At 42.1% G+C, this 26,553-nt stretch carries 21 protein-coding genes; 10 read left to right on the top strand and 11 right to left on the bottom strand.

Annotated elements, in window-relative coordinates:
- The first annotated feature begins 239 nt into the window (after window positions 1-239).
- The 3 genes from DQQ10_RS05635 (at window position 240) to DQQ10_RS05625 (ending at window position 2,031) form a co-directional block, all read left to right on the top strand.
- Window positions 240-1,064: a helix-turn-helix transcriptional regulator gene (locus tag DQQ10_RS05635; RefSeq protein ID WP_165823807.1), complete on the top strand. Its 825-nt coding sequence runs from the start codon at window positions 240-242 to the stop codon at window positions 1,062-1,064.
- A 175-nt stretch (window positions 1,065-1,239) separates the two neighbouring features.
- Window positions 1,240-1,602, top strand: coding sequence for a VOC family protein (locus DQQ10_RS05630; RefSeq protein ID WP_221409674.1), 363 nt, complete (start codon window positions 1,240-1,242; stop codon window positions 1,600-1,602).
- A 33-nt stretch (window positions 1,603-1,635) separates the two neighbouring features.
- Entirely contained in the window at window positions 1,636-2,031 is a 396-nt protein-coding gene (locus DQQ10_RS05625; RefSeq protein WP_133259541.1) for a DUF6223 family protein, read from the top strand.
- A gap of 56 nt (window positions 2,032-2,087) precedes the next feature.
- Here DQQ10_RS05625 and chrA read toward each other — a convergent pair whose 3' ends face one another.
- Window positions 2,088-3,209: a chromate efflux transporter gene (gene chrA, locus DQQ10_RS05620; protein WP_112745859.1), complete on the bottom strand. Its 1,122-nt coding sequence runs from the start codon at window positions 3,207-3,209 to the stop codon at window positions 2,088-2,090.
- Between the two features lie 308 nt (window positions 3,210-3,517).
- Between chrA and DQQ10_RS05615 the strand changes: the two genes are divergently transcribed.
- Entirely contained in the window at window positions 3,518-3,901 is a 384-nt protein-coding gene (locus DQQ10_RS05615) for a response regulator (protein WP_112745858.1), read from the top strand.
- A 4-nt stretch (window positions 3,902-3,905) separates the two neighbouring features.
- Complete coding sequence (locus DQQ10_RS05610; RefSeq protein WP_112745857.1) at window positions 3,906-7,127, top strand: PAS domain-containing protein; 3,222 nt, start codon at window positions 3,906-3,908, stop codon at window positions 7,125-7,127.
- An 859-nt stretch (window positions 7,128-7,986) separates the two neighbouring features.
- On the opposite strand, the gene DQQ10_RS05605 is transcribed toward DQQ10_RS05610, so the two are convergent.
- Window positions 7,987-10,155 carry a bifunctional SulP family inorganic anion transporter/carbonic anhydrase gene (locus DQQ10_RS05605; RefSeq protein WP_221409673.1) on the bottom strand — a complete coding sequence of 723 codons (2,169 nt, stop codon included), beginning with the start codon at window positions 10,153-10,155 and terminating at the stop codon, window positions 7,987-7,989.
- Between the two features lie 423 nt (window positions 10,156-10,578).
- Complete coding sequence (locus DQQ10_RS05600; protein ID WP_394341959.1) at window positions 10,579-11,097, bottom strand: helix-turn-helix domain-containing protein; 519 nt, start codon at window positions 11,095-11,097, stop codon at window positions 10,579-10,581.
- Window positions 11,098-11,893: 796 nt separating this feature from the next.
- Here DQQ10_RS05600 and DQQ10_RS05595 point away from each other — a divergent pair.
- From DQQ10_RS05595 to DQQ10_RS05570, 5 genes are all read left to right on the top strand, one after another.
- Window positions 11,894-12,244 carry a cupin domain-containing protein gene (locus DQQ10_RS05595; RefSeq protein WP_112745856.1) on the top strand — a complete coding sequence of 117 codons (351 nt, stop codon included), beginning with the start codon at window positions 11,894-11,896 and terminating at the stop codon, window positions 12,242-12,244.
- 66 nt (window positions 12,245-12,310) lie between these two features.
- Window positions 12,311-13,228 (top strand): sterol desaturase family protein, encoded by a 918-nt coding sequence (locus DQQ10_RS05590; protein ID WP_112745855.1) that lies wholly within the window; start codon window positions 12,311-12,313, stop codon window positions 13,226-13,228.
- A 397-nt stretch (window positions 13,229-13,625) separates the two neighbouring features.
- The gene (locus DQQ10_RS05580) at window positions 13,626-15,254 is read left to right on the top strand and encodes a Na+/H+ antiporter (protein WP_112745853.1); all 1,629 of its coding nucleotides are present in this window, start codon (window positions 13,626-13,628) and stop codon (window positions 15,252-15,254) included.
- A gap of 631 nt (window positions 15,255-15,885) precedes the next feature.
- Window positions 15,886-16,959, top strand: coding sequence for a glycoside hydrolase family 130 protein (locus DQQ10_RS05575; RefSeq protein WP_112745852.1), 1,074 nt, complete (start codon window positions 15,886-15,888; stop codon window positions 16,957-16,959).
- A 4-nt stretch (window positions 16,960-16,963) separates the two neighbouring features.
- Window positions 16,964-18,424, top strand: coding sequence for a glycoside hydrolase family 130 protein (locus DQQ10_RS05570; RefSeq protein ID WP_112745851.1), 1,461 nt, complete (start codon window positions 16,964-16,966; stop codon window positions 18,422-18,424).
- A 2-nt stretch (window positions 18,425-18,426) separates the two neighbouring features.
- Here DQQ10_RS05570 and DQQ10_RS05565 read toward each other — a convergent pair whose 3' ends face one another.
- The 8 genes from DQQ10_RS05565 to DQQ10_RS05525 form a co-directional block, all read right to left on the bottom strand.
- The gene (locus DQQ10_RS05565) at window positions 18,427-20,646 is read right to left on the bottom strand and encodes a glycosyltransferase family 4 protein (RefSeq protein WP_112745850.1); all 2,220 of its coding nucleotides are present in this window, start codon (window positions 20,644-20,646) and stop codon (window positions 18,427-18,429) included.
- Window positions 20,647-20,886: 240 nt separating this feature from the next.
- Window positions 20,887-21,084, bottom strand: a complete 198-nt coding sequence (locus tag DQQ10_RS05560; RefSeq protein WP_112745849.1) for a hypothetical protein — start codon at window positions 21,082-21,084, stop codon at window positions 20,887-20,889.
- 943 nt (window positions 21,085-22,027) lie between these two features.
- The gene (locus tag DQQ10_RS05550) at window positions 22,028-22,402 is read right to left on the bottom strand and encodes a hypothetical protein (protein ID WP_112745847.1); all 375 of its coding nucleotides are present in this window, start codon (window positions 22,400-22,402) and stop codon (window positions 22,028-22,030) included.
- 108 nt (window positions 22,403-22,510) lie between these two features.
- Window positions 22,511-22,696, bottom strand: a complete 186-nt coding sequence (locus tag DQQ10_RS05545) for a general stress protein CsbD (protein WP_112745846.1) — start codon at window positions 22,694-22,696, stop codon at window positions 22,511-22,513.
- Window positions 22,697-22,847: 151 nt separating this feature from the next.
- On the bottom strand, window positions 22,848-24,653 hold the full coding sequence (locus DQQ10_RS05540; protein ID WP_133259540.1) for a hypothetical protein: 1,806 nt from the start codon (window positions 24,651-24,653) through the stop codon (window positions 22,848-22,850).
- Window positions 24,654-24,892: 239 nt separating this feature from the next.
- Window positions 24,893-25,210, bottom strand: a complete 318-nt coding sequence (locus tag DQQ10_RS05535; protein ID WP_112745844.1) for a hypothetical protein — start codon at window positions 25,208-25,210, stop codon at window positions 24,893-24,895.
- 272 nt (window positions 25,211-25,482) lie between these two features.
- Complete coding sequence (locus DQQ10_RS05530) at window positions 25,483-25,779, bottom strand: hypothetical protein (protein ID WP_112745843.1); 297 nt, start codon at window positions 25,777-25,779, stop codon at window positions 25,483-25,485.
- A 195-nt stretch (window positions 25,780-25,974) separates the two neighbouring features.
- Window positions 25,975-26,376, bottom strand: coding sequence for a response regulator (locus tag DQQ10_RS05525; RefSeq protein WP_112745842.1), 402 nt, complete (start codon window positions 26,374-26,376; stop codon window positions 25,975-25,977).
- Between the last annotated feature and the right edge of the window lie 177 nt (window positions 26,377-26,553).

The following is a 26,553-nucleotide window of genomic DNA, read 5'->3' as shown; positions in this document are numbered from 1 at the left end:
GACAAAGATCTTTGCTCAAATTAAAATATGTAATGATGAGCGTCCATTTGCGCGTGCATGTCGGAAACTCATCCGGAAATATTCTGGGGTACGTAAATTTGCAGCAACTAAAATGTGATGAGAATCGCACGCACCACAAATATGGCGCACTGGTTATCGCGTGCCGATGTTTCTAACCGGCGTGGTGGCTAAACTTCAAGACAGGCTTTACGTTAGCGCTGATGAAGAGCGTATGTAACATGATAAATTATAAAACATATCAACCAGATGGCTGTCTCGCGGAATATGTGCGTTACTTTTGGAGCCTTGAGGTCGAGGTGGAACGTATGAATGGACCATTTGTTCATCGGGCTCTTCCGGACAACTGTATTGAGTTGATATTTTATTGTAGAGGAAAACTGTCGATCAGTTCAAGCGACGGTATGGAGGGGAGTACTTTTCATTCCGGTGTCTTCGGGCAGGCCAAGAAATTTAGGCAATTTAAAACAAATCAGAATTTTCGACTTTTTGGTGCGTATTTATATCCGCATGCATTTATGCTTCTTTTTAATCTCCCTGCATCAGAGTTATTAAATCTGAAAGTTGATAGTGAAACACTTTGGGGCGATAACGGGCGAGTGCTTGAAGAACGGGTGATCACGGCGGAAACCGACTTGAAGCGCGTACAACTCGTTTCAGATTTTCTTTTCAAGAGAATCTCAATCACAAAAAATCATGAGAATGGGTTTATTGAAAACTTTAAATCCGTTGTAGATAACAACAGGGTACTTTCAATTGAAACATTTGCAGATCGTTGCAATCTATCGCGAAGACAGTTCGAACGAAAGTTCAAGGACTTTTCTGGTTTTAGTCCAAAAGATTTTTTCAGTATCGTACGTTTCAAAAATGTATTGAAAGAGATAGGTCATGGTAAATCGCTCGCGCAGGTCGCCGTGAATGTGGGTTATTTTGATCAATCTCATTTTACAAACGAGTTTAAAAAGTTGACAGGCTACAGCCCACGCGAGTTCGCCATCAATCAATTCAAGGCTGCTGATACGCGAGCGACTGTTGACTTCAAGTGACAATGTCGCAATTTTCCAAGAAAAAGATTTCCATCATTTTTTACTTTGCTTAAAGATAACAGCGCTGGTCATGATTGTAGGCGCTCTGCACACCAACTTGTCTTTTAAAAACTAATGATGAAACCAAACAACGAAAATGATGGATGAGCTATTTCTCAAAATAGAAACTGTGCCCGTGAGATATATTGTAAATGATGTTACGGCATGTGTTAAGTTTTATACAGAATTGCTCGGGTTCGATATCATAATGAATCCGCCGAATGGCTTTGCCATGTTGTCAAAAGGGAACTTGCGTCTTTTTCTCAATGAACCCGGAGCAGGAGGTGCTGGTCAATCAATGCCCGATGGTGTTGCACCAACGCCAGGAGGGTGGAACAGACTTCAACTTCAAACGAATAACCTTGAAGCGGTGATCACACGCCTCAAGGGTAAGGGAGCAAACTTTCGAAATGAGCTGGTCTCAGCTAAAGCAGGAAATCAAGTCTTACTGCTTGATCCGGCGGGAAACCTCATTGAGTTATTTGAGCCGAAGGATTGATATTTCATTCTATCAACACGCAACACAAAACATATGAGAATAGTAATCATTTCTGTAATAGTCTGCATGGTGCTTGTGTTCCCTGCATTATCAATCGAGGTATTTTCTCAAACAGATCAAGTATCAGGCGCTGATGGAAACGCTTATGTTACAGGTATAACGTCAGGACGCGCAAAGTCATTGATCGGTGGCGCACTTGGATTGGTGAGTGTGGTGATTGGTTGGAAACTAAAGCCTCGCAAGCGCTCATGGTACGTTACAGGTTTCGTGCTGGGCGCAGCAGCCCTCATCCTCAGTATTATTCATTTAGTAAACTTGACAGGAGGATTTGGTACTGGAGGCGGAAAAGCGGGGGCAATTGTTGGAGCCGTTCTGGGCATAGTAGGATGCGCGCTAAGTGTTAGAGCATTTCAAACTCAAAAATCGTAGTCCGCGTTTGGCTTTACTAGCTTTCGGTTTAAATTGAATTAATACGCATCAACGAATCAGATGATGCTAAGAATATATCCTGCCAAGGCTCCGCCTAACACAATGAAAGCTGAGTTGATACTTTTGAAAACATAGGTTATCACCAAGGCAGTGATTGCGATAGTAATTGTCCGCCAATCGTTCAATGTATCTCTTCCCATGTCTATTACAACGGCCAGGATTATCGCGATCGATGCGATGTTAACGGTATCGAGGAACGAAGCCATCATTGTCGATTTCCTGAGTTTAGGTATGATAGGATTCAGAAATGCAACAAATAGAAATGCAGGAAGAAATATTCCAACAGTTGCAGCCAGTGCACCCCGAAATCCTCCGATTTGCCAGCCGATAAAAGTTGCCGAAGAAAAAACAGGGCCCGGCGTAAACTGTCCTACTGCTATCGCGTCAATTAGTTCTTGCCGGGAGATGATTCCTTGTTCCACGAGTTCAGCGTCAAGGAAAGCGAATAAGACGTAACCGCTTCCATAAAGTATTGAACCAACTTTTAGAAAAATGAAAAATACCCGCCAATTGGAAGCCTCGTTCATCAACGGCAAAGCAACAAGAACCGGGTTAACAGTATTGAACTGGTTTCTATTTCTTAAATAGTATAAGACGATTCCAACAAAACCTGATCCGAAGAGAACATAGATTTCATTGACACCCAACAACGTCAACGTAGCCGCAATCACGCCAATGACTGCGAGCATTGTAGATTTTAATGCGGTCTTACCAAGCGTGATCATCGTAGTAATGATGACTGCAATGATTGCTGGTTTAATTCCGTAAATGAAAGGCGTGACTTCGGGCAGCATCCCATATTGTTCATATGCCCATGCCAACGTGCCTGTGATAAGTACAGCTGGAATGATAAAGCATAGGCCAGCAACGATCAGCCCTTTATGTCCAGCCCTTTCATGACCGCAATGCATCGTCATCTCCGTTGAGTTTGGGCCAGGGATCAAGTTTGTTGCGCCCACGAGGTCAAGGAAATGTTCATTAGTGAGCCACTTCCTTTTCTCAACGACTTCTTTTTGCATCATTGCAATATGAGCAGCGGGTCCACCGAAGGCAATCCATCCGAGACGAAAGAAAACTTTTGCAACTTCGGAGAGATTGGAGGATTGACTTTTCGACATTGTCCGAAATGTTAGTGCGATCGTTTTGTAATCACGCTAAATAAACGAATTTCTTATTACTCTCTACCTAATAGTTTACCGTCAGCCGATTCACATTATTGCCTGATAAATAAATGCATCGCTCCATTCTGATTATCGTGAAGAACGCGCTTTGCAATGAAATACATTTACATACTTAAGCTGAAAATTTAGGATCGGAGAGGTCTCGGTCTTATTTCTTGAATATTCAACAGTCAAAGTAGTCTAGAAACCTAGAAATTTGGCGGATTAACCAGATATTTAGCTGCGAATGCTATAGACCTATCCAGATGCCTTTTCGAAGAATACTGCTCATAGACGATGACACTGAAGATCATGAAATCTTTAAGACGGCATTAGACCTGGTTTCAAAAACAGCCGAATGCAAGACGTCAACCAATGCCCGCGAAGCCCTTGCCATGTTAATTAGTAAGCAGCTTAATCCCGATGTGATTTTCCTGGACTTGAATATGCCGATTATGAGCGGGCAGGATTTTTTGAGAGAGGTTAAAATGAGATCAGAGACCCAACATATTCCCGTAATAATAATTTCCACATCATCTCATGCCGCCACGGTTAAGTTGATGAAAGAAATGGGGGCAATGGATTTCATAACAAAACCAGATAGGTTCGACAAGCTTGTGGAAATATTGAAACCCATTATAACCGAATGAATAAATGAGAAATAGTGCGCCAGCGTTTCTTCAAGGTGGTGGAGAGATGGGTGAGTTGATCCGCAATTACGATTGGAATCATACATCAATTGGCAACCCCGAAACCTGGCCTCATAGTCTCAAGACAACAGTTGGATTAATTCTGCACTCTGCCTTTCCCATGTTCCTGTTTTGGGGAAGAGATCTTCTTTGCTTTTACAATGATGCTTATCGACCAAGCCTTGGAAACAACGGCAAGCATCCATTAATTGCTAAAAAAGGTAAAGAAGCATGGCCGGAGATATGGCACTTCATTGGCCCTCTCATTGAAAAAGTGATGACAACCGGTGAGGCGGTCTGGTTTGAAGATCAATTCTTACCCATCTATCGCAATGGAAAAATGGAGGATGTTTACTGGACATTCAGCTACAGTCCTGCCTATGGAGACGACAGCTCGATACAGGGCGTCTTTGTAACGTGTACTGAAACTACTTCCAAAGTAACTGCTTTGAACGAGCTTCAGACAGCGAAGAATAAAATTGAAAAAAGTCAGGAAGAACTGCTTAGCTATTTTGAACAGTCACCGGTAGCGATAGCCACTATTAGTAAAGAAAACCTGACATTCAGGTTGGTAAATCCGTTCTATGGTGAGCTTGTAGGAAGGAAACCGGAACAAATAATTGATAAGCCTTTACTAGAAGCATTGCCAGAATTAAAAGGTCAGGGCTTTGATCAGTTGTTAACAGAAGTAATCTCGACGGGGAAACCTTTTATCGCTGAAGAAGTTGCCGTTGATCTCAAACGCAAAGGCGAATTGGAAACAATATACGTTAATCTCACCTATCAGCCTCAACGCAATACGATAGGAGAAGTAATCGGAATATTGGTGGTGGCAACAGATGTAACGCTGCAAGTCCGCTCGCGAAAACAAATAGAAAAAAGCGAAGCACGGTTCCGTTCCCTTATTGAAGAAGCACCTGTTGCAACAGCTCTTTATACCGGTCGCGAACAGAGAATTACTTTCGCCAACCAACTCATGCTTTCAGTTTGGGGGAAAAGCACTGCTGCTATCGGTATGCTGCTGAAAGATGCACTCCCTGAATTGGAGGGCCAGCCATTTTTTCAAATTTTGGACGATGTTTTTACAAGCGGCAAACCTTACTCGTCAAGCGCTGCTCGGGCTGAGCTCGAAGTAGGCGGCGTGCTCGGCACTTACTATTTTAACTTCACCTACAAACCTTTGTTTGATGATAATGGTGCAGTCTATGGTATCATCAATATGGCTGTTGACGTAACCGAACAAGTGCTTGCAGGACAGCGACTCGAAGAAATTAGTTCGAGTTTAAAAACAATGATTGAACAGACACCGGCGCCTACATTGGTATTAATGGGCGATGATTTGGTTGTTGAACAAGTTAATGATGCCATGCTTCAATTGCTCGGGCGTGGAATCGAAGTAGTTGGTGTTCCGTTAATCACCTCCATGCCGGAACTGGAAGGACAATATGTATGGGAACAGGTGAAGAAGGTATATTGGGAAGGTAAGCCCTTTGATCAATCAGAAGTGTATGTCCCTCATATGCGTAACGGAATAATAGAGGAATTCTATTACAACCTCGCCTATCGACCGCTTAAAGAGGAGGGGAAGATTATAGGGATGATTCAGGTTGCGATTGATGTTACAGAGCAAGTCTTGTCTCGGAAGAAAGTTGAGGAAAGCGAAGCTCATCTCCAATTGATGCGTGATGCAATACCGGCTATGGTTTTCTATATGGACGAGGAGCAACGCTATCGGTCCTACAATGGAGTCTTCATGCAGTGGTTTAATGTGAATGCTACTGAAGCCTTAGGTAAAACATCGCGTGAGTTCATAGGTGAAGCAGCATACGAGAAAGCCGGACCATTGCTGGCCCGTGCTTATGCAGGTGAACGCGTTGAATACCATATGCATGCACCTAAGCGAGTGGGAGGCGAAAAATGGTGGAATATTGTATACACGCCTCATAAGACTTCGGATGGGAAAGTGATTGGCGTTATCGTTCATGCTTTGGATATCACTGAACACATGCTTGCATTGGGAAAAATTGAGCAAAGTGAAAAGGAATTGCGTGATCTCATTGCCGCGTCACCGATTGGAATTTGTGTGCTTAGTGGCAATCCAGTATGGGTTGAAGAGGTCAACGAGCGTTTTCTTTTGATCGCAGGGAAGAAACGCGAGGAGTTTGAACACGCTCCCTACTGGATAGTCATGAAAGAAGTGGCAGAAATGTTTGAGCCTATCGTGGAAAACGTTTTTAAAACAGGAGTCAAATACACGAGTGAAGAACATGAAATGGTACTCATGCGCAGAGGAGCGCCTGAAAAAATCTATGCAACATTTGAGTACATACCCGTGTTTGACGAAACGAACAAGGTTACCAAGGTTATTCTGATGGTTGTTGAAGTGAGTCACCAGGTTGAAATAAGAAAACAAATTGAGGACGCGGTTGTCGCACGAACCAAAGAGCTCGGTGAAACCAATTTGCAGCTAAGGCGGTCTAATGAAGAGCTTGAGCAATTTGCGTACATCGCCTCTCACGACTTGCAGGAACCGATCAGGAAGATCAGCAATTTCACGCAGATGCTGGAACACAGCTTGGGCGAGGTCAACGAAAAATCAAAAGATTATATCTCGAAAATCTATAGTTCGACAGATCGCATGTCGAAGCTTGTTCGTGATGTCCTTGCTTATTCGCGTATCGGAGATGAAACGAATGAATTTGAATCTGTTGATCTCAATACAATTTTTGACGCTGTTAAGCTTGATTTTGAGTTATCGATAGAGAAGACTCAGGCATCAATTGAAATTGCTAGCCTCCCGACAATCAGGGCCATCCCGAGCCAGATGACGCAACTTTTCAGTAATCTGATGTCTAATGCGTTGAAGTATAGAAGGTCCGATGCAAAACCGGAGATAAAGATATTGTGCTCTATTGCAAAAAAAGAAAAGGTGAAGAAGACCTTAGGGGTCGATTCAGGTAAAGAGTATTATCATATCGAATTCAGTGATAACGGAATTGGACTCAGCGAGAAGCATCTTGATAAGATCTTCAGAATCTTTCAACGTCTGCACGGGAAAACTGAATATGAAGGAACCGGTATAGGACTCGCAATCTGTCGTAAGATTGTTAACACTCATGGGGGACACATCTCTGCAGCAGTGGGAGAAAATGGTGGCGCATTATTTAATGTGCTTCTTCCAGTGTGAGTAAGTGAAGCATAGTTCATACGTTTTGTGGTCGCAAAAAGACGTTTGTAGTTTCAAGCTACTTGCATCTCGTTTAAGTGAGTCACTTACATGAGTATATCTTCAGACAATTTACCCGTTTGTGAACCAACAGTTTTGAAATCGTTATAATGGCAACACCGTGTGGAAATAGAAGTGTCGCATGCGTGTGCTGGCCGAGTGAGATGTGATTCTTAGCGTCAAATGATTAGAAGCAGCTATTTGCCGATACAAAATGTGAACTTCATTATTAGCCAGCGAGTTAACTGGCTCGAGTAACAAAATGGTAACGAAAAATGCCTGACCATCACTCAACAACTCTAAAGAAACATAAATGAATTTTTGAGGTTTGTTACTCGGAAGCAAAGGTAAGTGGAGTGACGCACATAGGCAATCGGCTATGACAAATCTCGTGAAGTGTTGACGGAAGTGAAGTCTAACTTGAATTAGGTAACTTTGTGTTTTAGCACAGCTCGCATGCAAGACGCAACAACAATTCAATCACTCCTAGAATACTTCAATCGTTTAATTCCATTGAAAAAGGAGGAGAAAGAACTTATTCTTTCGAAATTTCAGCCACACCAAATATTCCGATGAGGGGCGGTAAATCAGTGCGTCACCGATGTCTGTTACATCGTCATAAGGCCATGAAGTAGTTCGTGTACATTCTTACCGGCCAGTTCTGTTTTAAAAATAGTTATTAGCACGTCCACAACTCGCTGACATAACCACCTTAACGATAAATTCAAGTTTTCTCTAAGGGAACGTTCTCATGTACCGCTGTCTCCGGGAAAACCCGGATGGAACGCAGCGTCATGAAGGCTAAATGCCAATGCTCGGTCTATTGAAGCGAGTTAAAGCTGACCTTCCCGGACGTTGTATCGTAGTATGCAGAGACGATCCCTATCTCCTTTTGCCCAACACGTTGCTTCAGGTAAGCGCTTTCACTCAATATGTCACGAATTGAATTTTCGGCATTGAGGCAAGTCACTTTTTCCATCAGCGCGTTGTCGCTGGTATCAACAGCCAATGGGTTAAGACCTGCATGAACTACGGCAGCGTTAATCTTTTCAGTAATGAATCCGATATGTCCGTCTGTAATCTGACCAATTGCAGCCTTAATCGCGCCACAATTCGAATGCCCCATTACCACTACCAATTTGACCCCAATCTTTCTAACGGCAAGTTCAATACTTCCTATCACTGCTTTTCCACTAACATTGCCGGCTACCCTGACGATCAGCAAGTCTCCGATTCCCGCATCGAAAACAATTTCAGGTGATGTGCGTGAGTCTATACAGCTAACGATTATCGCGATTGGGTTTTGCCCCAGAGACGTGGCGTTGACCTGACGTTCGTAAAACTTTTCACTTACATAGCCTTCAGTGAATCGTAAATTCCCTGCCTTTAGCAGATCGATAATTGCGGGTGGAGTTAACGCCTGCTGAGCCTCTCTGCTAAGGACTGTAATGAATTGGACATGGCCAGACATCTTGTATTTCTCCCGCAGTCCTAAGACGTTCAATTGAATATCACGCTCGGGAGCTACCGTAGTTTTAAAATCTCGGATCAGCTCCAGGACGTCTTCATCAATGAAGCTGGACTTACTTGCATCAATTATTACCTTTGAGTGATTGGGGATCTGCCAGAGTGTTTCCCGGATTGAAGCCTTATTTAGAAATGAAACTTCTTCCGATAAGTCAACTTTTATGACCTCGCCAACAGAAAGAGTTTCCGTGTGCAAGGTGAAAGGATTTCGAAAATTATTTTTTAACAAGTAAAAAACACTAACCCCTAACCCGATGACGATGCCGATCAGGAGGTCGGTGAAAACAATTGCAACAATCGTCACGATGAATGGAATAAACTGGTTCCATCCCTTTGCAAACATCTCTTTAAAAATTGAAACTTTCGCAAGCTTATAACCAGTGACCAGCAAGATAGCAGCCAGAGAAGATAGAGGAATGAGATTTAAGATCGGACTCAAAGCAATAATACTAACGAGCATTAACATCCCGTGGGAGATGGTAGATAACTTCGTCTCGTTTCCAGCTCCAATGTTTACTGAGCTCCTTACGATTACTGATGTTACCGGAAGACCGCCTAAAAATCCCGCGAATACATTTCCAATGCCTTGTGCAACTAGCTCACGATTAGGCGGAGATTCTCTCTTGTGGGGGTCAAGTTTGTCTACTGCCTCGATGTTAAGAAGCGTTTCGAGAGATGCGACCAATGCTATAGTTACCGCCACCGTGAAGACCTGATAATTTTTGAAGTCAGCTAATGCAGGCAAATGAAAAAAGCTAGACGAGTCAAATTCAGGCAGTGTTACCAAGTGAGATTGTTCGATGATCAACGCTGGGAATGTGCTTACGAAAAGAAGATTAAGAAGTACACCCATCACAACCACGAACAGAGAGCCAGGCACAAACCTAAAAGCTTTCACAGGTATCTTGTCCCAAAGGATTAACGTAGACACCGATAGAACTCCGATGATGGTAACGCCAGGATGTATATAGTTTAGCATGTTAACAAGCTCCGAAATCGTATTCTCTCCATTTGGTTGAAAGAAAGAGTAATCGCCCTCCGGATCAGCATCATATCCTAGTGCGTGCGGGGTCTGCTTAAGAATTAGAATGATTCCGATTGCAGCAAGTAGTCCCTTAATCACATTGGACGGAACATAGTTGGCAATGAAGCCGATTTTTCCAAAACCCATCGCCAACTGAAGAAACCCCGCAATTACGAGCGCAGAAAGAAACAACTCAAAGCTACCTAACTGAGTGATTGAACTCAGCACGATTGCTGTCAATCCAGCGGCAGGACCACTGACGCTTGTCTGTGATTTGCTGATGAAGCCAACAACGATACCGCCGATAATTCCCGAAATCACTCCCGACATTAGCGGTGCCCCAGAGGCTAGCGCTACACCAAGGCAGAGCGGTAAAGCAACGAGAAATACAACAAGTCCTGCAGGGAGATCTTTTTTTAATGCGGCTGTTATACTCATGCTTTCGGTTGATTAATGAGCAAGGTAGGTTAGTTGCTGCACTAAAAGCCTGAAAGCAAACATTAAGTTCAGTCATTCTTACATAGCCGTCGGGTATTTCGTATGATTCGCATGTACATGATTGATTGTACAAGATCCCACTTCTCTGTGCAATTTCCCGTTAGTATTCACCCTACTACCCATTTAGGGTGTTTTTAGTTACGATTTGTAACTCATGCCAAGACAGACACTCAGAAAGAAAAATAAGTCGTCGATTCGAGCGAATTGCTACGTTAATAAATTGCTATGATGGCCTTCTCCAACTCGCCCGAGCGCTAATGCCGCTGTGACCGGATAACTATAATACGTTCGTTCATGAAGGCTCATCGACATTCTACGAACTATAATCTGTAAGCTAATATCATTAGCTGAGTTTAAGCTACGCTACAGATCTTCAAGATTATTATTCCGTTTCTCCCTAAGTTTTTTATAGAAGGAGGGGGTTAATCCAGTAATTTTTTTGAACTGCGCCGATAAATGTCCGACACTACTGTAATGCATCTTATACGCGATCTGTGTGAGGTTTAACTCAGCGTACAAAAGGAGTTCTTTGACTTTTTCAATCTTGTGTTGAATGATGTATTGTTGGATGGTAATACCTTTAACCTCAGAAAAGATGTTTGACAAGTAGGTGTAGTCATAGGCTAGCTTGTCGCTGATGTAATTTGAGTAATTTACCTTCGGTAAGTCGTCTTCGTAGTGGATCATTTCAATGATCACCGCTTTTATCTTCTCAATCAGAATGCTTTTCTTATCGTCGAGTACGATCAGACCACTTTTGAAGAGATTGTCTTTCAAATCTATCAGCTGTTGTTCGGACACGTTATTAGGTGTCTCGACAACCCCCAATTCTACTGAGGAGACCGTCAGTCCTAGCTTTTCCAATTCTTCCTTGACGATCATTTTGCACCTCAAACTAACCATGTACTTAACGTAAATCCTCATAATATGCGCGAAAATCGATTCACATGCATCTCGATAAGTAAACAGACTGTAAATAACTTGACATAAAACTACCGCGAGGAATTTGTCACTCGTGAATTTCGAACCGTGAAGAATCAATGCTGGCAAATACTCAAAAAAGGTACACCTAATCCTTGTTAACTCATAGTCCCGTCTATGAGGGAATGACTCGACCAATAATTCACCTGATACCAGATAGAATGACCGTGCTTCAGACTCCGCTTATAATTAACCAGCCAATTGATCCAACTTTGAAATAGTCATTTACTCTTTCATTAAGTGTGGACGTAAAATCAAGGTTTTCTTTAGAAAAATGTAATAGGACTGCGAATCATAGGATGATGTTAAAATTGATAAAATTCATGCGATTTAATCCAGTATTACAAAGGTAGTATACACGCATCGTTGCATTGTTCTAAGAAATTATAGAACACTTATAGATATCTCACATTACAAACGTCGCCTATCTAGCGACAAGCATGTTCAGTAAGTTCGACTGGCCGCTGAATCAACTTTATGTCTTAATCTTATGCGCGATCTATAGTAATAATCTAATAGGGGTCAGTGAATTATCTAATCAACCAGACAACCCACACCTTCTGGTTAGCTGTTCGATGATTTTAAGTGATGGATGTAAGAATTCTTCTTACGAATGTAACAAGCTCGCCTTTCCAGTACCGACCTTTACATGAAAATGGACGAACGTGTCTTTTCTTACAATTAAACATCAACATGCGTGGAAAACATTGAACATGAGAAAGGAAAATCTTTTATTATCGTTGAGATCATTGAATATATCCCGAATGCTGTTGTGATCAAGACCATTATTAAAAAAACTACTGGGAACGTAAGTGTCGTTTCAATTGACACTGGAGAAGTGTTGACGGAAAGAACGTCACCCTTTGACACGTTCATTCAGATTATTGACGGTAATGCGGAAATTGTTATTGACAATGTTTCGACAAATCTGGAAGTCGGTCAGGCGATCATTATTCCAGCAAACTCCCGGAATTGCATTAAAGCGAATGTACGTTTTAAAATGATTTCGACCGTGATCAAAAGTGGTTACGAAGACGTCCCATTATAGGCATGAAGATTTAACGATGAGGATGTACGGCCTGCGATCTTATCTCAGGTTTTCAATATTTATTAAATGGATGAACTATTTGGTGCTAAAGCATTATCGTTTCACGAGGTTGAGCTATTCATGCGAAATTCCCCAAACATCATTGTATACGCAGCGCCAGTCATGTTCTTTTTCGTTCTTCTGGAGTATTTGGTTTCCCTGTATCAAAACCGTTTACTCTATAAAAAAGAAGAAACACTAGGTTCCATATTGGTCGGTTTAGGCAATGTTGGGATCGGCTTACTCATTAAAACACTGTTGTTTTTTCTTTTCGCATTAGTATATAATCTAGTACCTTGGAGAATGTCGTTCAACTGGTGGACGTTCATTCCGTGTTATATCATATTTGACTTCCTAAGTTACTGGACACACAGATTCTCCCATCACATTCGTTTTTTCTGGGCCTCGCATGTACCGCATCATTCTGGCGAGCAATACAATCTCTCCGTGTCTTTTCGGCTTTCCTGGGTCCAGTATATTAAAATCATTTTTGTATTACCAATCGCGTTAATCGGTTTTCATCCTGTCATTATCTTTATTACTAATCAGGTTGCCGTCCTATTTCAGTTCTGGGTTCATACTGAGTATATCAAATGTCTTCATCCTGCAATTGAGTATGTTTTTGCCACTCCTTCAAATCATCGTGTTCATCATGGGTCACAACGTCCCTACATCAACAAGAATTTTGCAGCAACCTTTATCCTTTGGGACAGAATCTTTGGAACGTTTCAGAAGGAGGAAGCTGATGTAACGTATGGAATTACGCATAACATACAGAATAAGTCCAATCCTTTGCACATCAATTTTCATGAGCATATCTCAATCATAAAAGACGTTGTTCGCGCAAAATCTTTGAGGGAGGCGCTTTTCTATATATTTGGAGATCCTGAAGATGTAGGAGATCACAAGAATCGAAATGACCCACAGAGAGAAGTAAAAAAATGATTAATTGAAATGAACTCAATTGCTCCTTGTACAAGGGGTGTTTATTTATCGATAATAATGGCAGGGATCGACGTGTTCAGAATGCATTACCGCCTCGCGTTGCCGCCGATCACTATCTTCCTGGAGCAATTCTCCTTTAGTTTTTACCTCGGTATAGTCAGCGAGTTTCTTATTCTTAGTTTTTATTTTTCTTTTCATGCCATATCTGGTTATCAGTGTCATACTAGTGAGCATTATAGTAGCTAAAACTTGATGCCTCCCGACAACGAAGTCATTGAGAACTGACAATGCCTGATCTTGGTTGTAAGGTGGGGACATCGATATGTATCCAGATAGGCACTGCCAACAAGATAAGCGGTAATTGCAGCACCCTAACCTTCAACAAATCCAGAAACAAATGGAGAATTATGCTACCATAATAGTTGTACTAACACTACTCGTCGCCCTTTTGGCAGTTGCGGATAAATACAAATTGCCAACACCTATTCTCCTTGTATTGTCCGGACTAGCGATTGGTTTTGTACCGTCTATGCCTGCCATCACGCTAGACCCGGCCGTAGTCTTCCTTATTTTTCTTCCACCGATCTTGTATGATGCTGCATCCAATACAGATTGGCACGATTTCAAATCGGAATTCAGGCCCATTGCTACACTGGCTATCGCATTAGTGATATTTACTACCGGTGCTGTTGCAATCACCAGCTACTTTCTAATTCCTGGATTTACATGGCCACTTGCATTTGTATTGGGAGCCATTGTATCTCCACCAGATGCGGTAGCTGCCACAACAATCACCAAGGGCCTTGGACTTAACAAGAAGGTGGTAACCATCCTTGAAGGTGAAAGTCTTCTGAACGATGCGTCAGCATTGATTGCCTACAGGTTTTCCGTCGCCGCTATCGGTACAGGTTCCTTTATAGTTTGGCAAGCCGGAATTGATTTTCTTCTGGTCGTTGCGGGAGGAACGCTTATGGGGGCCGTTGTGGGTTCCATTTTCGTGATTGTACATAAAAAAATACTTGACAACTCGATCATCAGCACGTCACTGAGTCTGCTAACGCCGTTCGTTGCTTATTTAGCCGCGGAGTATTTCCATGTATCAGGGATACTTTCAGTCGTTTGTGCCGGACTGGTGATCTCGCGTCGCGCACCAGATGTATTTTCATATCAAACACGCATCCGACATCGGGCGGTGTGGGATACACTTATTTTTTTATTGAACGGCTTCGTGTTCATTCTTATCGGGCTTCAGCTCCGTTCTATCCTGGCCGATCTGAAACAATACAGTGTCATGGAGTTGATGTTGTACGGTGCTCTCGTAAGTGGAATCACGATTCTTATCAGAATATTCTGGGTGCTCGGCGCAGGGGTACTGACGTCAGCTGTTGGTAACAACAGGAAAGAATCTGCCAATCGTTGGGACAAAGACACCTGGAAAAATGTAGCGATCGTAGCGTGGACAGGTACACGAGGCGTGGTTTCACTGGCCACTGCGCTCGCACTGCCATTAACGGTGGGTGCCGTTGCATTGCCGCAAAGATCACTAATACTTTTTATCGCATTTGTGGTCATCTTCGCTACACTTGTTATTCAAGGAATATCGCTGCCTTTACTACTTAAGATTCTAAAAGTTAAACCACAGGACACTACTGAAGGTGATGAAAGGGCGCTCCGGTTATCGATCACCCATAGCGTACTAAATTTTATCGACGTAGAACTTACTGGTAAGATTTCTGACGTAACCAGAACGCAGGTCAAAAAGCAATACATTGATATGATCGAATCTTTAAAAGAGCGAGAGAGAATGGCTAAGTCGGATGCGACGATAACCATCGAACTGTCGCCGGAACATGAGCTCACCAGAGCACAGTCCGAAATAAATAAGTTCCAAAGAAAGCTTCTGATCGAATTTCACCAAGCCGGAACGTTTGAACAGACAGCATTAAGACAGTATGAACAAAAATTGGACCTTGAAGAATTGCTTTTTAGCCGGACAAAAAAGAAAAGCCTGAACAAAATGAAATGAGATTTGAACGAATATGAAATCAACAACGCAATACACCAACATAAGTATCACCTGAGGAAAATTGCACTGAAGGAAATGAAAAATTTTATACATACAACAGCGTCCGTCTCATTTATAATCTGGGGAATCGGTTATTTAGCATACGATGTACCAAACATCTTCCATCTTTTCCTTCTGGTTGCTTGCATTGCCGCAGCAATTCGGTTGTGGGCTTTCAAACCATCAAAGACGAAAAAAAAACGACATATGGATATCAATAGTTCGCGCGTTGACGACCATACTATATGAGATAACTGTCTAATAATCACGTAGCAGTTGCACGATAGCACATACATTTTCTACTGTAAGAAGTGCATTTGTGATCGTACTGAAAATAAAGAGCCAATAGTTATTTCGCTTAGCATCGGGGAATTGCGTACATTACCATAACATTGAGCACTTAAAACGCTCCACTTCCCTCTGTACGTTATCCTTCCGAATCGTTATTCCCCTGGTGATCGTCAGTTGAATTTATTTTTATGCTTGTCCTGACCGGCACCTTTTGTTCACAAGAAGGAAGTCATGTCGACGCATCCGTACGAATTAGCGAAATTCCTTCGTAAAATTAAACTTGGACTTGTACAGTAAGATTATGAAAAATGTATTTACTCGCGACATCGCCGTGAGATTCGAGGAGAATCCACTACTCACACCTTCAGACATAAAGCCTTCCAGTAAAAACCTGGTGGTGGTTGGTTTAATGAATCCTGCTGTGTTTAGATTTAACAAAAAAACTTGGTTGCTTGTCCGGGTGGCACAACGCCCACATCAACAGCATGGCTTTATAACCTTTCCTGTTTCAATGGACAATGGCGAAATTGAAACGCTGACGTATCCAAACTCTGACCCCAAACTCGATCTGTCAGACCCCCGAAAGATTCGTTATGATGGTCGAGATTATCTGACCACACATTCGTATCTAAAACTCATGTGCAGCGATGAGGGGAGAGAATTCTATGAACCCGAAAATTACGTTCCAATTTTTGGATCAAGTGAACTGGAATCTTATGGCATTGAAGACTGTCGTGTTACTGAAATCGATGAAATCTATTATTTGACATATACAATGGTGTCGGCGTATGGTGTTGGCGTAGGGTTGATGAAGACCAGAGATTGGAAACGTTTCGAACGGAAAGGGATGATTCTGCCACCGCATAATAAGGACTGTGCGATTTTTGAGCTGAAGTTCCGAGACCGCTATTATGCGTTACATCGTCCTAGCAGTACCGAATTTGGAGGCAACTACATTTGGCTTGCAGAATCTCCCGATGCTGTTCACTGGGGCAACCACCAGTGCATAGCCACTACGAGAGAGAATATGTGGGATAGCGCACGGATCGGTGCCGGATGTTCACCAGTTAAAACGCCGAAAGGATGGCTTATCATTTATCACGGCGCCGACGCGAGTAATCGTTATTGCCTGGGCGCTATATTATTAAGTATACATGAGCCTTGGATCGTTATCGGGCGAAGTAGTTCACCACTAATGGAACCAACAGAAGAGTACGAGCTAAAGGGATTCTTTGGTAACGTGATTTTTACGAATGGTCATTTGGTGGTGGGAGATAAGCTTCACTTGTATTATGGCGCAAGCGACGAGGTGATCTGCGGTGCAGACCTATCGATACAAGAAATACTAGACTCTCTGGATCTTGAAAACAAGTAGTTAAATGCGCGTTTCAGTAACTCGAAAAAGTCTAGTATTCTCTCCAGATTCAAGCAGGGTAGTGGCCCGCTATTTCGAACACGGGCACGACCGTACCGAGAAAATGATTGGTAGATTGATGACCTTGAATGATAAACAAGTCGCTTCCGCCCTCGAACATACCCTTCGTGAATTCGCAAGTCGACATAGAAATATTTCTAGAATATTTTCTAAACATTGCCTTAGGAATCAACGCATAATTGAGGGAATGAACATCGACTATTCAAAGTTGTCAGATGAACAAAAAATGCTGATTGGGTCGTATTTCACCAGCGAATACTCCATTGAATCGGCAGCATTTTTCAACCCTTCGATGATTGAAGATTTCGATCAACTCTATCTTGAAAAAGGGGAGAGACGGATCATACTTTCATTTCGGGCTACGGGCGAAGGACATATTTCATCGATCGTTTTTCGACGGGCCACGATCGATAAAAACAATGATATGCACGTTGCAAAAATTGGCGACCATATTGATCAACCAGAGATCACGCATAAAAAGATGTATAATAAAAATAGGTTTGTTAAAAAACTTATAGAGATGAAGATACCGGAAAAGTATTCTACGAGTATCATGCAAGACCTCCCTGAAAAGTTCGAATACTATATCCTGAAGAATGCTGTGAATAAAGTATTGAACGACGATGTAATCAGTATCGAACGAAGACTGGCACTTGAAGAAGTTACCTGGTTGGCCGATTCCTTTTACGATGTTCAATTTAAGCATGACTCTGATATTTCTGAACGCGTGATCTTTCCGATCTCTGACTCAGAAAGCCGCGGTATCGAAGATGCCCGATTCGTCAGGTTTATGGATGATGACGGAAGCGAAAAGATATATGCAACATACACAGCCTACAATGGCCACACGATTCTTCCTAAGTTAGTATCGACTGAAGATTTTTACACATTCCGTATTATGCCGCTTCATGGCGTGGGGGCCCAGAATAAAAACCTAGCCATGTTCCCTAAGAAGATCAAAGGCAAGTACGCTATGCTTGCACGTATTGACGGAGTAAACAATTACCTCATGTATTCCGACAGGCCAACGATCTGGAATAAGCCAATCCAAATACAGGAGCCACGCTTCCCTTGGGAATTTACGCAAATCGGAAACTGTGGTTCACCCTTATGGACTGAAGAAGGCTGGCTCGTGATCTCTCATGGCGTTGGTCCAATGCGAAGATATTGTATCGGAGCATCACTTTTTGATCTCGATGATCCTACTAAAGAGATCGGACGATTAGAAGAACCTTTGCTGTCTCCACGTGAAAATGAAAGAGAAGGGTATGTCCCGAATGTTGTATACTCGTGTGGATCAATCATCCATAATCAAAGCCTGATTCTACCTTATGCGGTATCCGACCATTCATCAACGTATGGTGTAGTCGAATTAAAAGAACTCCTTGAAGCATTGCGATCCTGAAGTTACGAATAAAATTCTTCGTAAGCCTTGAGAACTGTAAGATGCGAAATCAAATAGGCAAGAGAGCTTTCTGCGCCTTGATTTCTGTTCACGCCGTTGTTCTCGAAACCGTCACAACAGCCCTTGGTTTCAAAATCATATAAACTCATTCTAAGATCATTTTCTCCCAGGAACCACATGAACGAGGTATAAAGAAGGTTTAGGTATTCTTTATCTTTCGTAAGGTGAAATGCCTGATGATACATCAGCACCATCGCCATTGCATCGATTGGCTGCTGTGCAAACATGGAGCGCTCGCCATCTCTTTTGTACCAGTCCTTATTTCCGATAATCGACAGGTATCCTCCGTTGAGTGTAACGGTTGTAAGAAACTTCATGCTCGCTAATGCTGTCTGCGTTACCTTGTCGTCATTCAACATTTCCGCAGAGTGTAGCAGCGCCAGTGGCAAAATTCCGTTGTCATAAGCGAGCAGGGGCTCAAACCATTGCCAGTCAGCGGCACTATTCTCATCAAAATGCTTCATAAGCACTGTTGCGAAATGCCTAAGCCGTTCTGTCATCCCATCATCGGACGGATTGCTTCGCAGATAATAACAAATGCCAATCATCGTATTTGCAATACTGCGTATGGATTGAAGCTTCTCGAAATTTGGAGCAGCTTCAAAAAACACGAGCTTGCTCATTTGGTAATACGCATCATTCGGAGCATTTGCAAGAAGGTAGCCAAGTGCCCAGATCGTCCTTCCAAAAGAATCTTCTGAACCTACATTGTCAAGGAAGTTCCTGTTGAAGCTCAAAAAATTCCTAAAAGAGCCGTTCTCATTCTGCATGTAGTGTATGTAACTCATGTAGATCGGAGCGAGCTCAAGTGCGACCGGGTCTTTACGCTGGCGGTGGACAATTAACACCATGAGCAAGGCCCTTGCATTATCATCGAGGCAATACCCTTCCTTCAGATTCGGTATACCAAACTTTGCATGTTGTATAATTCCTGTGTCGTCAGTGAGGCGCTTGATGTGCGCTAATGAAAAAGGAGGAAGTAGCAAAGGATCTACAATGGTCCTTTTCTTTAATACTTCTTCCTGGGGAGTCGATAAAAGATCGGCGGCAAGTTTAAAGTATTTCTGCCCAATCTTTGGCCACGTGATGTTTTTACCGTACGCCGCAGCGTTTGCTTGAAGACTTTTTAACTCCGAAGGGCTATCCAGCAACTTGTCAAGAATGACAGCAAGTTCCTCGTGCTGATTGAAATTGAATAACTTGCCCCGTCGATCGGCGAGTAATTCAGTAGCATGCCAATAGGGTGTTGAAACGACAGCACACCCGGCCCCTAGTGCGTAAGATAGCGTACCACTCGTAATCTGAGCTTCGTTTACATAAGGAGTGATATAGATGTCGCACGCGGCCAGGTATTTGAATAATTCTTTTTGACTAAAAAATTCGTTTAAAAGAATTACATGATCTTCCAGGTGCAGTGTCTTAACAAGACGCTGAAGAAAATTTCTGTACTCTTCTCCAGAGTGCCGCAAAACATTCGGATGGGTTTTGCCAAGCACCATATAAATTACATCCGGGTATTTGTCGACAATCTTTGGAAGTGCCCTTATTACTGTTTCAATTCCTTTGTTGCGACCAATGAATCCAAACGTAAGCAACACTTTATTGTCTTCGATCTTGAATTCCTTTTTTGATTGGATTGTATCAAAATGAATGTCTGGCACTCCATGTTCGATAAACGATATTTTGCCTTCCGGCACGCCATAAATGTCTACTAAAAAACCTACGGCCTTACGATTCATAACGATAACCCTATTTGCCATCTTGCAGATTTCTGTCAACACAGCACGCTCATTATAGGAGGGCGCGTTAAGAACCGTGTGTAATGTTACGACGATCGGAATCTCAAGACGGTGGAGTAGCGGAAGTATGTAAACTCCATTCTGCCCTCCATAGATCCCAAACTCATGTTGCAAAAAACAAAGATCTGCACCGCTTAGGTTTATGAAGTTTGCAGCTTCTAGGTAATCAGCTTGCTGCTCTTGATGAATGACGAGCTTAACCTCTTCGGCGTACTGATAAACCTGCTCGTAGTCATTCATCGCCACAACATAACCCTCTACTGTATCGTTATCCGATTTCATCATCGCACGAATAAGATTCCCTGTAAATGTTCCAATGCCACATTCACGAGGAGCGTAGGTACTTATATAAGCTATTTTCATTATTGTGGTTTACGTATACCGATTAATTAACAATGTTCTATTAGTAAAACTCATCATGCCGTAAGAAAGTAACAGCTCCTATTTCTGATAAATCTTTTCATGCTTGCGGCAGTGACGCATATGAACTGTCAAGTTAGTAGTTTGCCGTGCCCTGTTCATAGGACAAGTGTGATTCATGTAACATTATGAATTTAGTCTGTAAAGTCCTCTTGTGTATCTGCAACGCTTCATTAACTCCATCTACTTAATACCTTGCACAAGCTGGCATTCCAGGAAGGGGAGATTATTGTATTGCGCGTCGCCGACTACAGCACAATAATAAATTCCTTTGGCGTAATGTATTACTACAAGCTCTATAGCATGATTTTCCTTTGCATAAACTACAGTCCCCGGCCTATAAAGCGGAGGAATTGTTTCAGCGACCTCTAGACGCTTCATAATGATTGGCTTTTTTAAGTTGATAATGATGAACTGATAAGTTCGCTTGTATAGTTTGATACGATTTTAATACCACTCTTTTTCAAAGTTGACGACAACAAACTGACATTAATTCACTTGGCTTTTGGGGTGGGATTTTTTCGATCGAACGGTGAAAAGGCAACATCAAGCCACGTTATGATTCACAATCAACTATATAGCTTTAAGGACCTGATATTACCTCCAGATCTGACGAGGAAATGTCATGATAAAATTTTTCCATACTCTGTTCAAATGGGAATAATTATACCACGTGAGATATTTGCAACATTTTAAATTCTCAATGTAATGCTGATGAGTAAACCGTGGGAGTCTGCGTAACCACGATTTTTAGAGGTTTTATTCTAGCTTGTTTGGTTATGATAAAATTCAAATCAGTTAGCAGATGCCTACACGGAGGTCAAAGCAAAAATCTCAAAGCAATCGAAGAAATAGCAAAAGAAGCCGGGTTCAACGCCCGGCCTTGTTTGAAGTCCTTTTCCAGACTAGTCTTTACACACTATGAGTGGAGATCAACGCTGTCATTTATTATAACGCATTTAACACACGAATCAGCTGTTGACTAGTTAGTTGGATTTTGCTGGCCAGCGTGGTGATCGAATCGCGATCCTTCGAATCGATATCGAGGTCGGCCTCTGTTAATGTCGGGTATCTATGTCTAAGTCGATCTTTAACATCCAACCAGTTTCTTTGTATATGTTGCTGATAGCGCATATAATCCTACGTTTAAAGGTAATTCCTGTTAATCGTTGTTAATAACGTTAACAATCCGGGTTGATGGGAGCTCTTATAAAAGCGTTCGTTCAATTGAATAACTAGTCTAAGCAAATGCTCAATGAGATTTAACGAAAAATTACATGAGTGTTCATTGAACTACTTGCCGATACATTAACTCTATGCGTGATCAATTTTCGTTCGAAATGTCTCTAGCCCTTGCAGCTTTCCTTGCTTGTTTATCGGCTTGTTTGCGGGCCTTCTGCGCCTGCTTTTCGTTTCTGTAAGCTATGCGGGATTCCCGCGCGGCTTCATTGGCATCTCGCTCAATTCGTCGGGCTTCCTTAGCCTGTTTTTTAGTGTCGGCTTTCTGTGACTTCAGATCCGAGAGATTTTCTCTGTTTTCAACAGTTTTCAATCGGTTAGTTTCAACATTGTACGATGCGTTAAGACTATCGATCCTACTGTTCTCTTTCTTGGTTAAAGGTCTCTGGGCAACAACTTGGGCTGAGACCAGGCAAGACACGGACAACAGCAGGGCAAAAATCAAATTTTGTTTCTTCATTGTGTTTTAGTGCTACATAAGAGCAATCACCAACTATACAACAAAATAAGAATGAATATCATTACACCTACATTCAATTTATCTGATAATATATACACATCTGCCAGGTCAAAGACCAAACAATAAAAGATTAATATCCTCGCGAGATTTTCCAAGCTTCGCCTGGAGTAGTTCAAGCATAACATCCTTCTTACCATAATCGTATTGAAAGTCCGAATCTACAAGGTGAGGAAAAATAAGTTTGAGTTTCGCTTTTTGCATACTCCAAAGCTGTTCAGGATTCTTGATGTTCATTTAAGTGATTTTAATTGTTATTAGTTTTACTTTACATTTTCCTAATTAGGGATTATTGACTCCACGTTCGTCGGGTTGAGATTATAGTATATTTTAATGGTCAATAGCCATACCGTGGTAGAACGTCGCGACATGCTGAATGAGTTCCGCTTCAGGGAAATATTGTAGCCGGCTTGCTAACAAAACTACTCGGATACTTGATTCTGAAATTAGAAGTCAACGTAAAATGAAAATGATTGACCCGTTCAACAACCACCGGATAGTAAAACATACGTGCTTCGATTGTATTAAAAATCAAATTCTCATTCCTTGCCCGCAGACCCACCGACAGGCCTGAGAAGAAATTTCTGGATCGAAATAACCCCTTACTGATTCTGATTATAGCAATGTCGACCCTCGCAATAGGAGCGACCCTGAATCCGATGACTTTCCACGGCAGGTAGCCCGTTGTCTCTTGGCTTAATGTAATGCGCTGTCGACCAACAAGGCTATCGGGCCTGAATCCGATGATGCCATCGACATCACGAATGCTTACTCCCCGCTTTAAATTTTGGTTGAAGAGAATAGAGTACCCCGCTTCAAATTGATTCCTAAAAACGATCCGTCCCTTCTGTCTTGCTTTACTATAGCGTCTGAGTTTAAATTGAAACAGACCATCTTCAATTCCGCGACGATTCCAATAATTTCCGCTCTTCACAGTGTAGGTAAGTAGTGTGCCTTGATCCAGGATCTTATCGTAGTACACCTCACTTCCAAAGTAAGCTCGTCTATTTCCAAGTTCATTCTCAATACCACCCGTGATCGAGATACGATATCCATAAGGAATGTCCTCAGTGCGTCCAAAGCCAACCACGTAACGTGTTTCATAAAAATCCTGTCGAAAAAAAGAAGTCTGGGCGAGTACAGTTACTCTGTCGCGGTAGGCGAAAAAGTCTCGCTCTGAAAAGCTGATTCTCCCGGCATCCCGAAAACGTTGTTCGACGACCCGCAATGCGATGAACTTTCTGTTCCGGTTCTCTCTCAGGTCGTCAGGTAATGTCTTGTACCCAAAACTATAACCGACCCAATAATCCTGGATCACGTAATGGTACTGTATAAATGTACTGTCTTCGGCCGATCGGAAAACATTCCTCGAAATGTTATCGCTGAATTCAATCGCCCCAGCAACTCGTGTGAAAGGCTGAAAGAGGCCGCGGCTTATCTTAACATAGAATGAGCGTTCATTTTCATTTCCAATGCTTGGCCCCCTGTTTAACTGTGTATAGCCCGTGGTAACATCGATAAATGTTCCTCCCACATTAGTAAGTTGATTGATAAATTCATATCCGAGCCGGGGAGTTCGCGTGGTGTTATAAATTTGTCGGTACTCAATCCGCTGGCCCTGACCAAAGAAGTTAATACTCTTCACGCCAATATTGAACTGGTTAGGAAGTCGCCCACTGACAGAGCCACCTAAACTAAAGATATCGCGGGTAATAACGAGTAAGTCTACCGAGTCTGACTTTTGGGAAATCGGCTTTACCAGGATCCGCGCATCAAGTATAAAATCCAGGTTACGTATCACGCGCTCATTATCTGCTACACGGTAAGGGTTCAATGGTTTCCCCTCTTTGACAAAAAGATGATTCCTGATTACGAATGCGCGTGTATCGTAGTGAATCTTATTGGCCAAACGTGATACGAATGTTTTTAACACCTGAGCGGTGTCTACCACAGACTGCTCAAAACCAAGACGTTTTAACTCGATACGTCTTATGATTTTGCCTTCGTATTTTAGAAAAGCCTTTTCACTTTTTGTTTCAATAGTGTTGGCTTGGGATTCGCGGGTAATAAGTCCCAATAATTTTTTTACTGGCCGGCTTTCTTTAACCTGTTGTATAAAGGTTGAATCCTTATCCTGGGCAACCAGCTTAAAATGACATACAAACGCAAGCGTCATGATGAGGAGTAGGCTCACATGCAAACAACTTGGGCATCGCTTTAGTATTGTTTTCAGTGTTCTTCAAATTAAAACTATAAGGCTAAATCGATTCGTAGTTTGGGTAACGTTTGTGTAGCAGTCGACGAACGATTTTTAACGCGCGATGTGTGGGGGTGTACCCACTATAAAAGGATTATAGCCTCTAAGTGCTAATTCCTGTGCTACAAATTCAAAAGGTCCGAGGTGTGCAGTAAGGAAGATAGCTCCGCGACCACTCATGTGCGGTTAGCTACCATGTTTGACTTCTCGTTCATCTTGTTTCCTTTAACACCAGCCTTTCTTACGTGCAGGACAAAGTGTTCGTCAAACAAAAACTCGTAGGTTGATTCCGACGTGAGCGCCGTAACGGTTTTGGATTCTTGTAGTGTTAACAGTAGCGACTGCGCTAATTCGGAAGACTTAATATTGTTAAGTGCTTTGGAGCTGTGGAGGTACAATAGAAATGCGAGATCTGTTTTTCGTTTTGGATATTCTCTTGTGAATTCGTGGCTCGAAAACGAGTAATGTTGCACAGCACCGTCTGCGTCGATCATCAAACGCAAGATAACAGGACGATATTTGTGCCATATATGAGTACCTGATAATGGTGGCGGAGTAGGTCGCATCTTTTTTGCATTAGAAAATTATAAAAATTATTTTTGACTCTTCAGAATGACAATGGTGTCCAACCGTTAGCTCAAATCTCTTCACAGAACAGATCATGCAGATATCTGCTCCTCTACGAATTCAAAGAAGGAGGAAACAAATACCGAGCAATCGTCTGTGATCCTTATAAATTTAAGTTTGTGCCTCTTCATTTTCATCCTCAGATTCTTTTGTTGGTCACAGATGAATGCTTCGTGGTCGCCAATGGAAATTGCTTTCCGAAGACGCTTTGTCTGATTGCTGAGATCTTGTGAAAAAAATCTACGTTCTTTTTTTCGGAATTAAGTCGGTCAACTAAAGAATTTCCAATTTTGTAAGTCGGTATCGAAACTATTGGGAAGGTGAGAATCACATTCAATTGTCTTATCGATTCATCCATCACATTCTTTTGAAACGTGACTATTCTAAACCATTGATTAAGTTCGTCGTTATAATATTGCAACTGTCCGTATCTCATATCTGCTGCTTTTGACAAAACCCCAAAACGAGCGCAGTATGAGATAAGTAGTGTTAAGTCGTACTCTTTTTCCTGTGTCCGAAGTGTATTTACGATGACGCTAGAAGTTCAAAGCATAAGGTTATTACAAATTACAAATTGCTAAATAACCATGCCTATGTTTGCCATTCTCATCTGGGTAGATGAACGGATTTATTATATAACACTCTGTGTTTTAGATTTAGAGCCAATCAAATCACTGATCGACTTTATCAGGGAGTTCAGGTCACTAGTTTTCAACAGATATTTAAGGCCAAGCAACGCAAAATCGACCTGGTCGCGTGGATTGAAGGTAGAGCTGTACATAACAATGGTTGTATTCCTGAGAGATGAATAGTGATGAATTTCTTTAACACATTCATACCCATTCATCCGAGGCATATTAATATCCATAAAAATGTAATCAGGTATAATTTCGTTCCTGGAAAGCATCTCAACAGCCTCTTCTCCGCTATCGATCTGGATGCACTGAATTTCCGGATCAATTTTTTGAATGACATGACAAAAAAGGTCTCTGTCATCTTGATCATCGTCCACGTTTACTATGCGTATATTCATGTGTTTGGGATTGGGGGTATTTCACCAGTTTACACATATTCGGTAATTATTCACTTCGGTTAGATGTACACGAAAGAGGATGCTGCTATTGGCGTGGCTGATCATGCAAGATAACATTGCGTTGCTGTCTCTGGTTGTAAGAACCTGTTACGCGGAGGCGAGGTTTAAGAAAATTCG

The sequence above is a fragment of the Pseudochryseolinea flava genome, from assembly GCF_003286915.1.
Taxonomy (GTDB): Bacteria; Bacteroidota; Bacteroidia; order Cytophagales; family Cyclobacteriaceae; genus Ohtaekwangia; species Ohtaekwangia flava.
This window is presented reverse-complemented; position numbering and strand designations above follow the sequence as displayed.

Bases quoted from the DNA above. Each gene is read 5' to 3' on its own strand.
- DQQ10_RS05635 (WP_165823807.1), top strand. From the start codon at position 240: ATGATAAATTATAAAACATATCAACCAGATGGCTGTCTCGCGGAATAT.
- DQQ10_RS05625 (WP_133259541.1), top strand. From the start codon at position 1,636: ATGAGAATAGTAATCATTTCTGTAATAGTCTGCATGGTGCTTGTGTTC.
- chrA (WP_112745859.1), bottom strand. From the start codon at position 3,209: ATGTCGAAAAGTCAATCCTCCAATCTCTCCGAAGTTGCAAAAGTTTTC.
- DQQ10_RS05615 (WP_112745858.1), top strand. From the start codon at position 3,518: ATGCCTTTTCGAAGAATACTGCTCATAGACGATGACACTGAAGATCAT.
- DQQ10_RS05610 (WP_112745857.1), top strand. From the start codon at position 3,906: ATGAGAAATAGTGCGCCAGCGTTTCTTCAAGGTGGTGGAGAGATGGGT.
- DQQ10_RS05605 (WP_221409673.1), bottom strand. From the start codon at position 10,155: ATGAGTATAACAGCCGCATTAAAAAAAGATCTCCCTGCAGGACTTGTT.
- DQQ10_RS05600 (WP_394341959.1), bottom strand. From the start codon at position 11,097: ATGATCGTCAAGGAAGAATTGGAAAAGCTAGGACTGACGGTCTCCTCA.
- DQQ10_RS05590 (WP_112745855.1), top strand. From the start codon at position 12,311: ATGGATGAACTATTTGGTGCTAAAGCATTATCGTTTCACGAGGTTGAG.
- DQQ10_RS05580 (WP_112745853.1), top strand. From the start codon at position 13,626: ATGGAGAATTATGCTACCATAATAGTTGTACTAACACTACTCGTCGCC.
- DQQ10_RS05575 (WP_112745852.1), top strand. From the start codon at position 15,886: ATGAAAAATGTATTTACTCGCGACATCGCCGTGAGATTCGAGGAGAAT.
- DQQ10_RS05570 (WP_112745851.1), top strand. From the start codon at position 16,964: ATGCGCGTTTCAGTAACTCGAAAAAGTCTAGTATTCTCTCCAGATTCA.
- DQQ10_RS05565 (WP_112745850.1), bottom strand. From the start codon at position 20,646: ATGAAAATAGCTTATATAAGTACCTACGCTCCTCGTGAATGTGGCATT.
- DQQ10_RS05560 (WP_112745849.1), bottom strand. From the start codon at position 21,084: ATGAAGCGTCTAGAGGTCGCTGAAACAATTCCTCCGCTTTATAGGCCG.
- DQQ10_RS05550 (WP_112745847.1), bottom strand. From the start codon at position 22,402: ATGAAGAAACAAAATTTGATTTTTGCCCTGCTGTTGTCCGTGTCTTGC.
- DQQ10_RS05545 (WP_112745846.1), bottom strand. From the start codon at position 22,696: ATGAACATCAAGAATCCTGAACAGCTTTGGAGTATGCAAAAAGCGAAA.
- DQQ10_RS05535 (WP_112745844.1), bottom strand. From the start codon at position 25,210: ATGATCGACGCAGACGGTGCTGTGCAACATTACTCGTTTTCGAGCCAC.
- DQQ10_RS05530 (WP_112745843.1), bottom strand. From the start codon at position 25,779: ATGAGATACGGACAGTTGCAATATTATAACGACGAACTTAATCAATGG.
- DQQ10_RS05525 (WP_112745842.1), bottom strand. From the start codon at position 26,376: ATGAATATACGCATAGTAAACGTGGACGATGATCAAGATGACAGAGAC.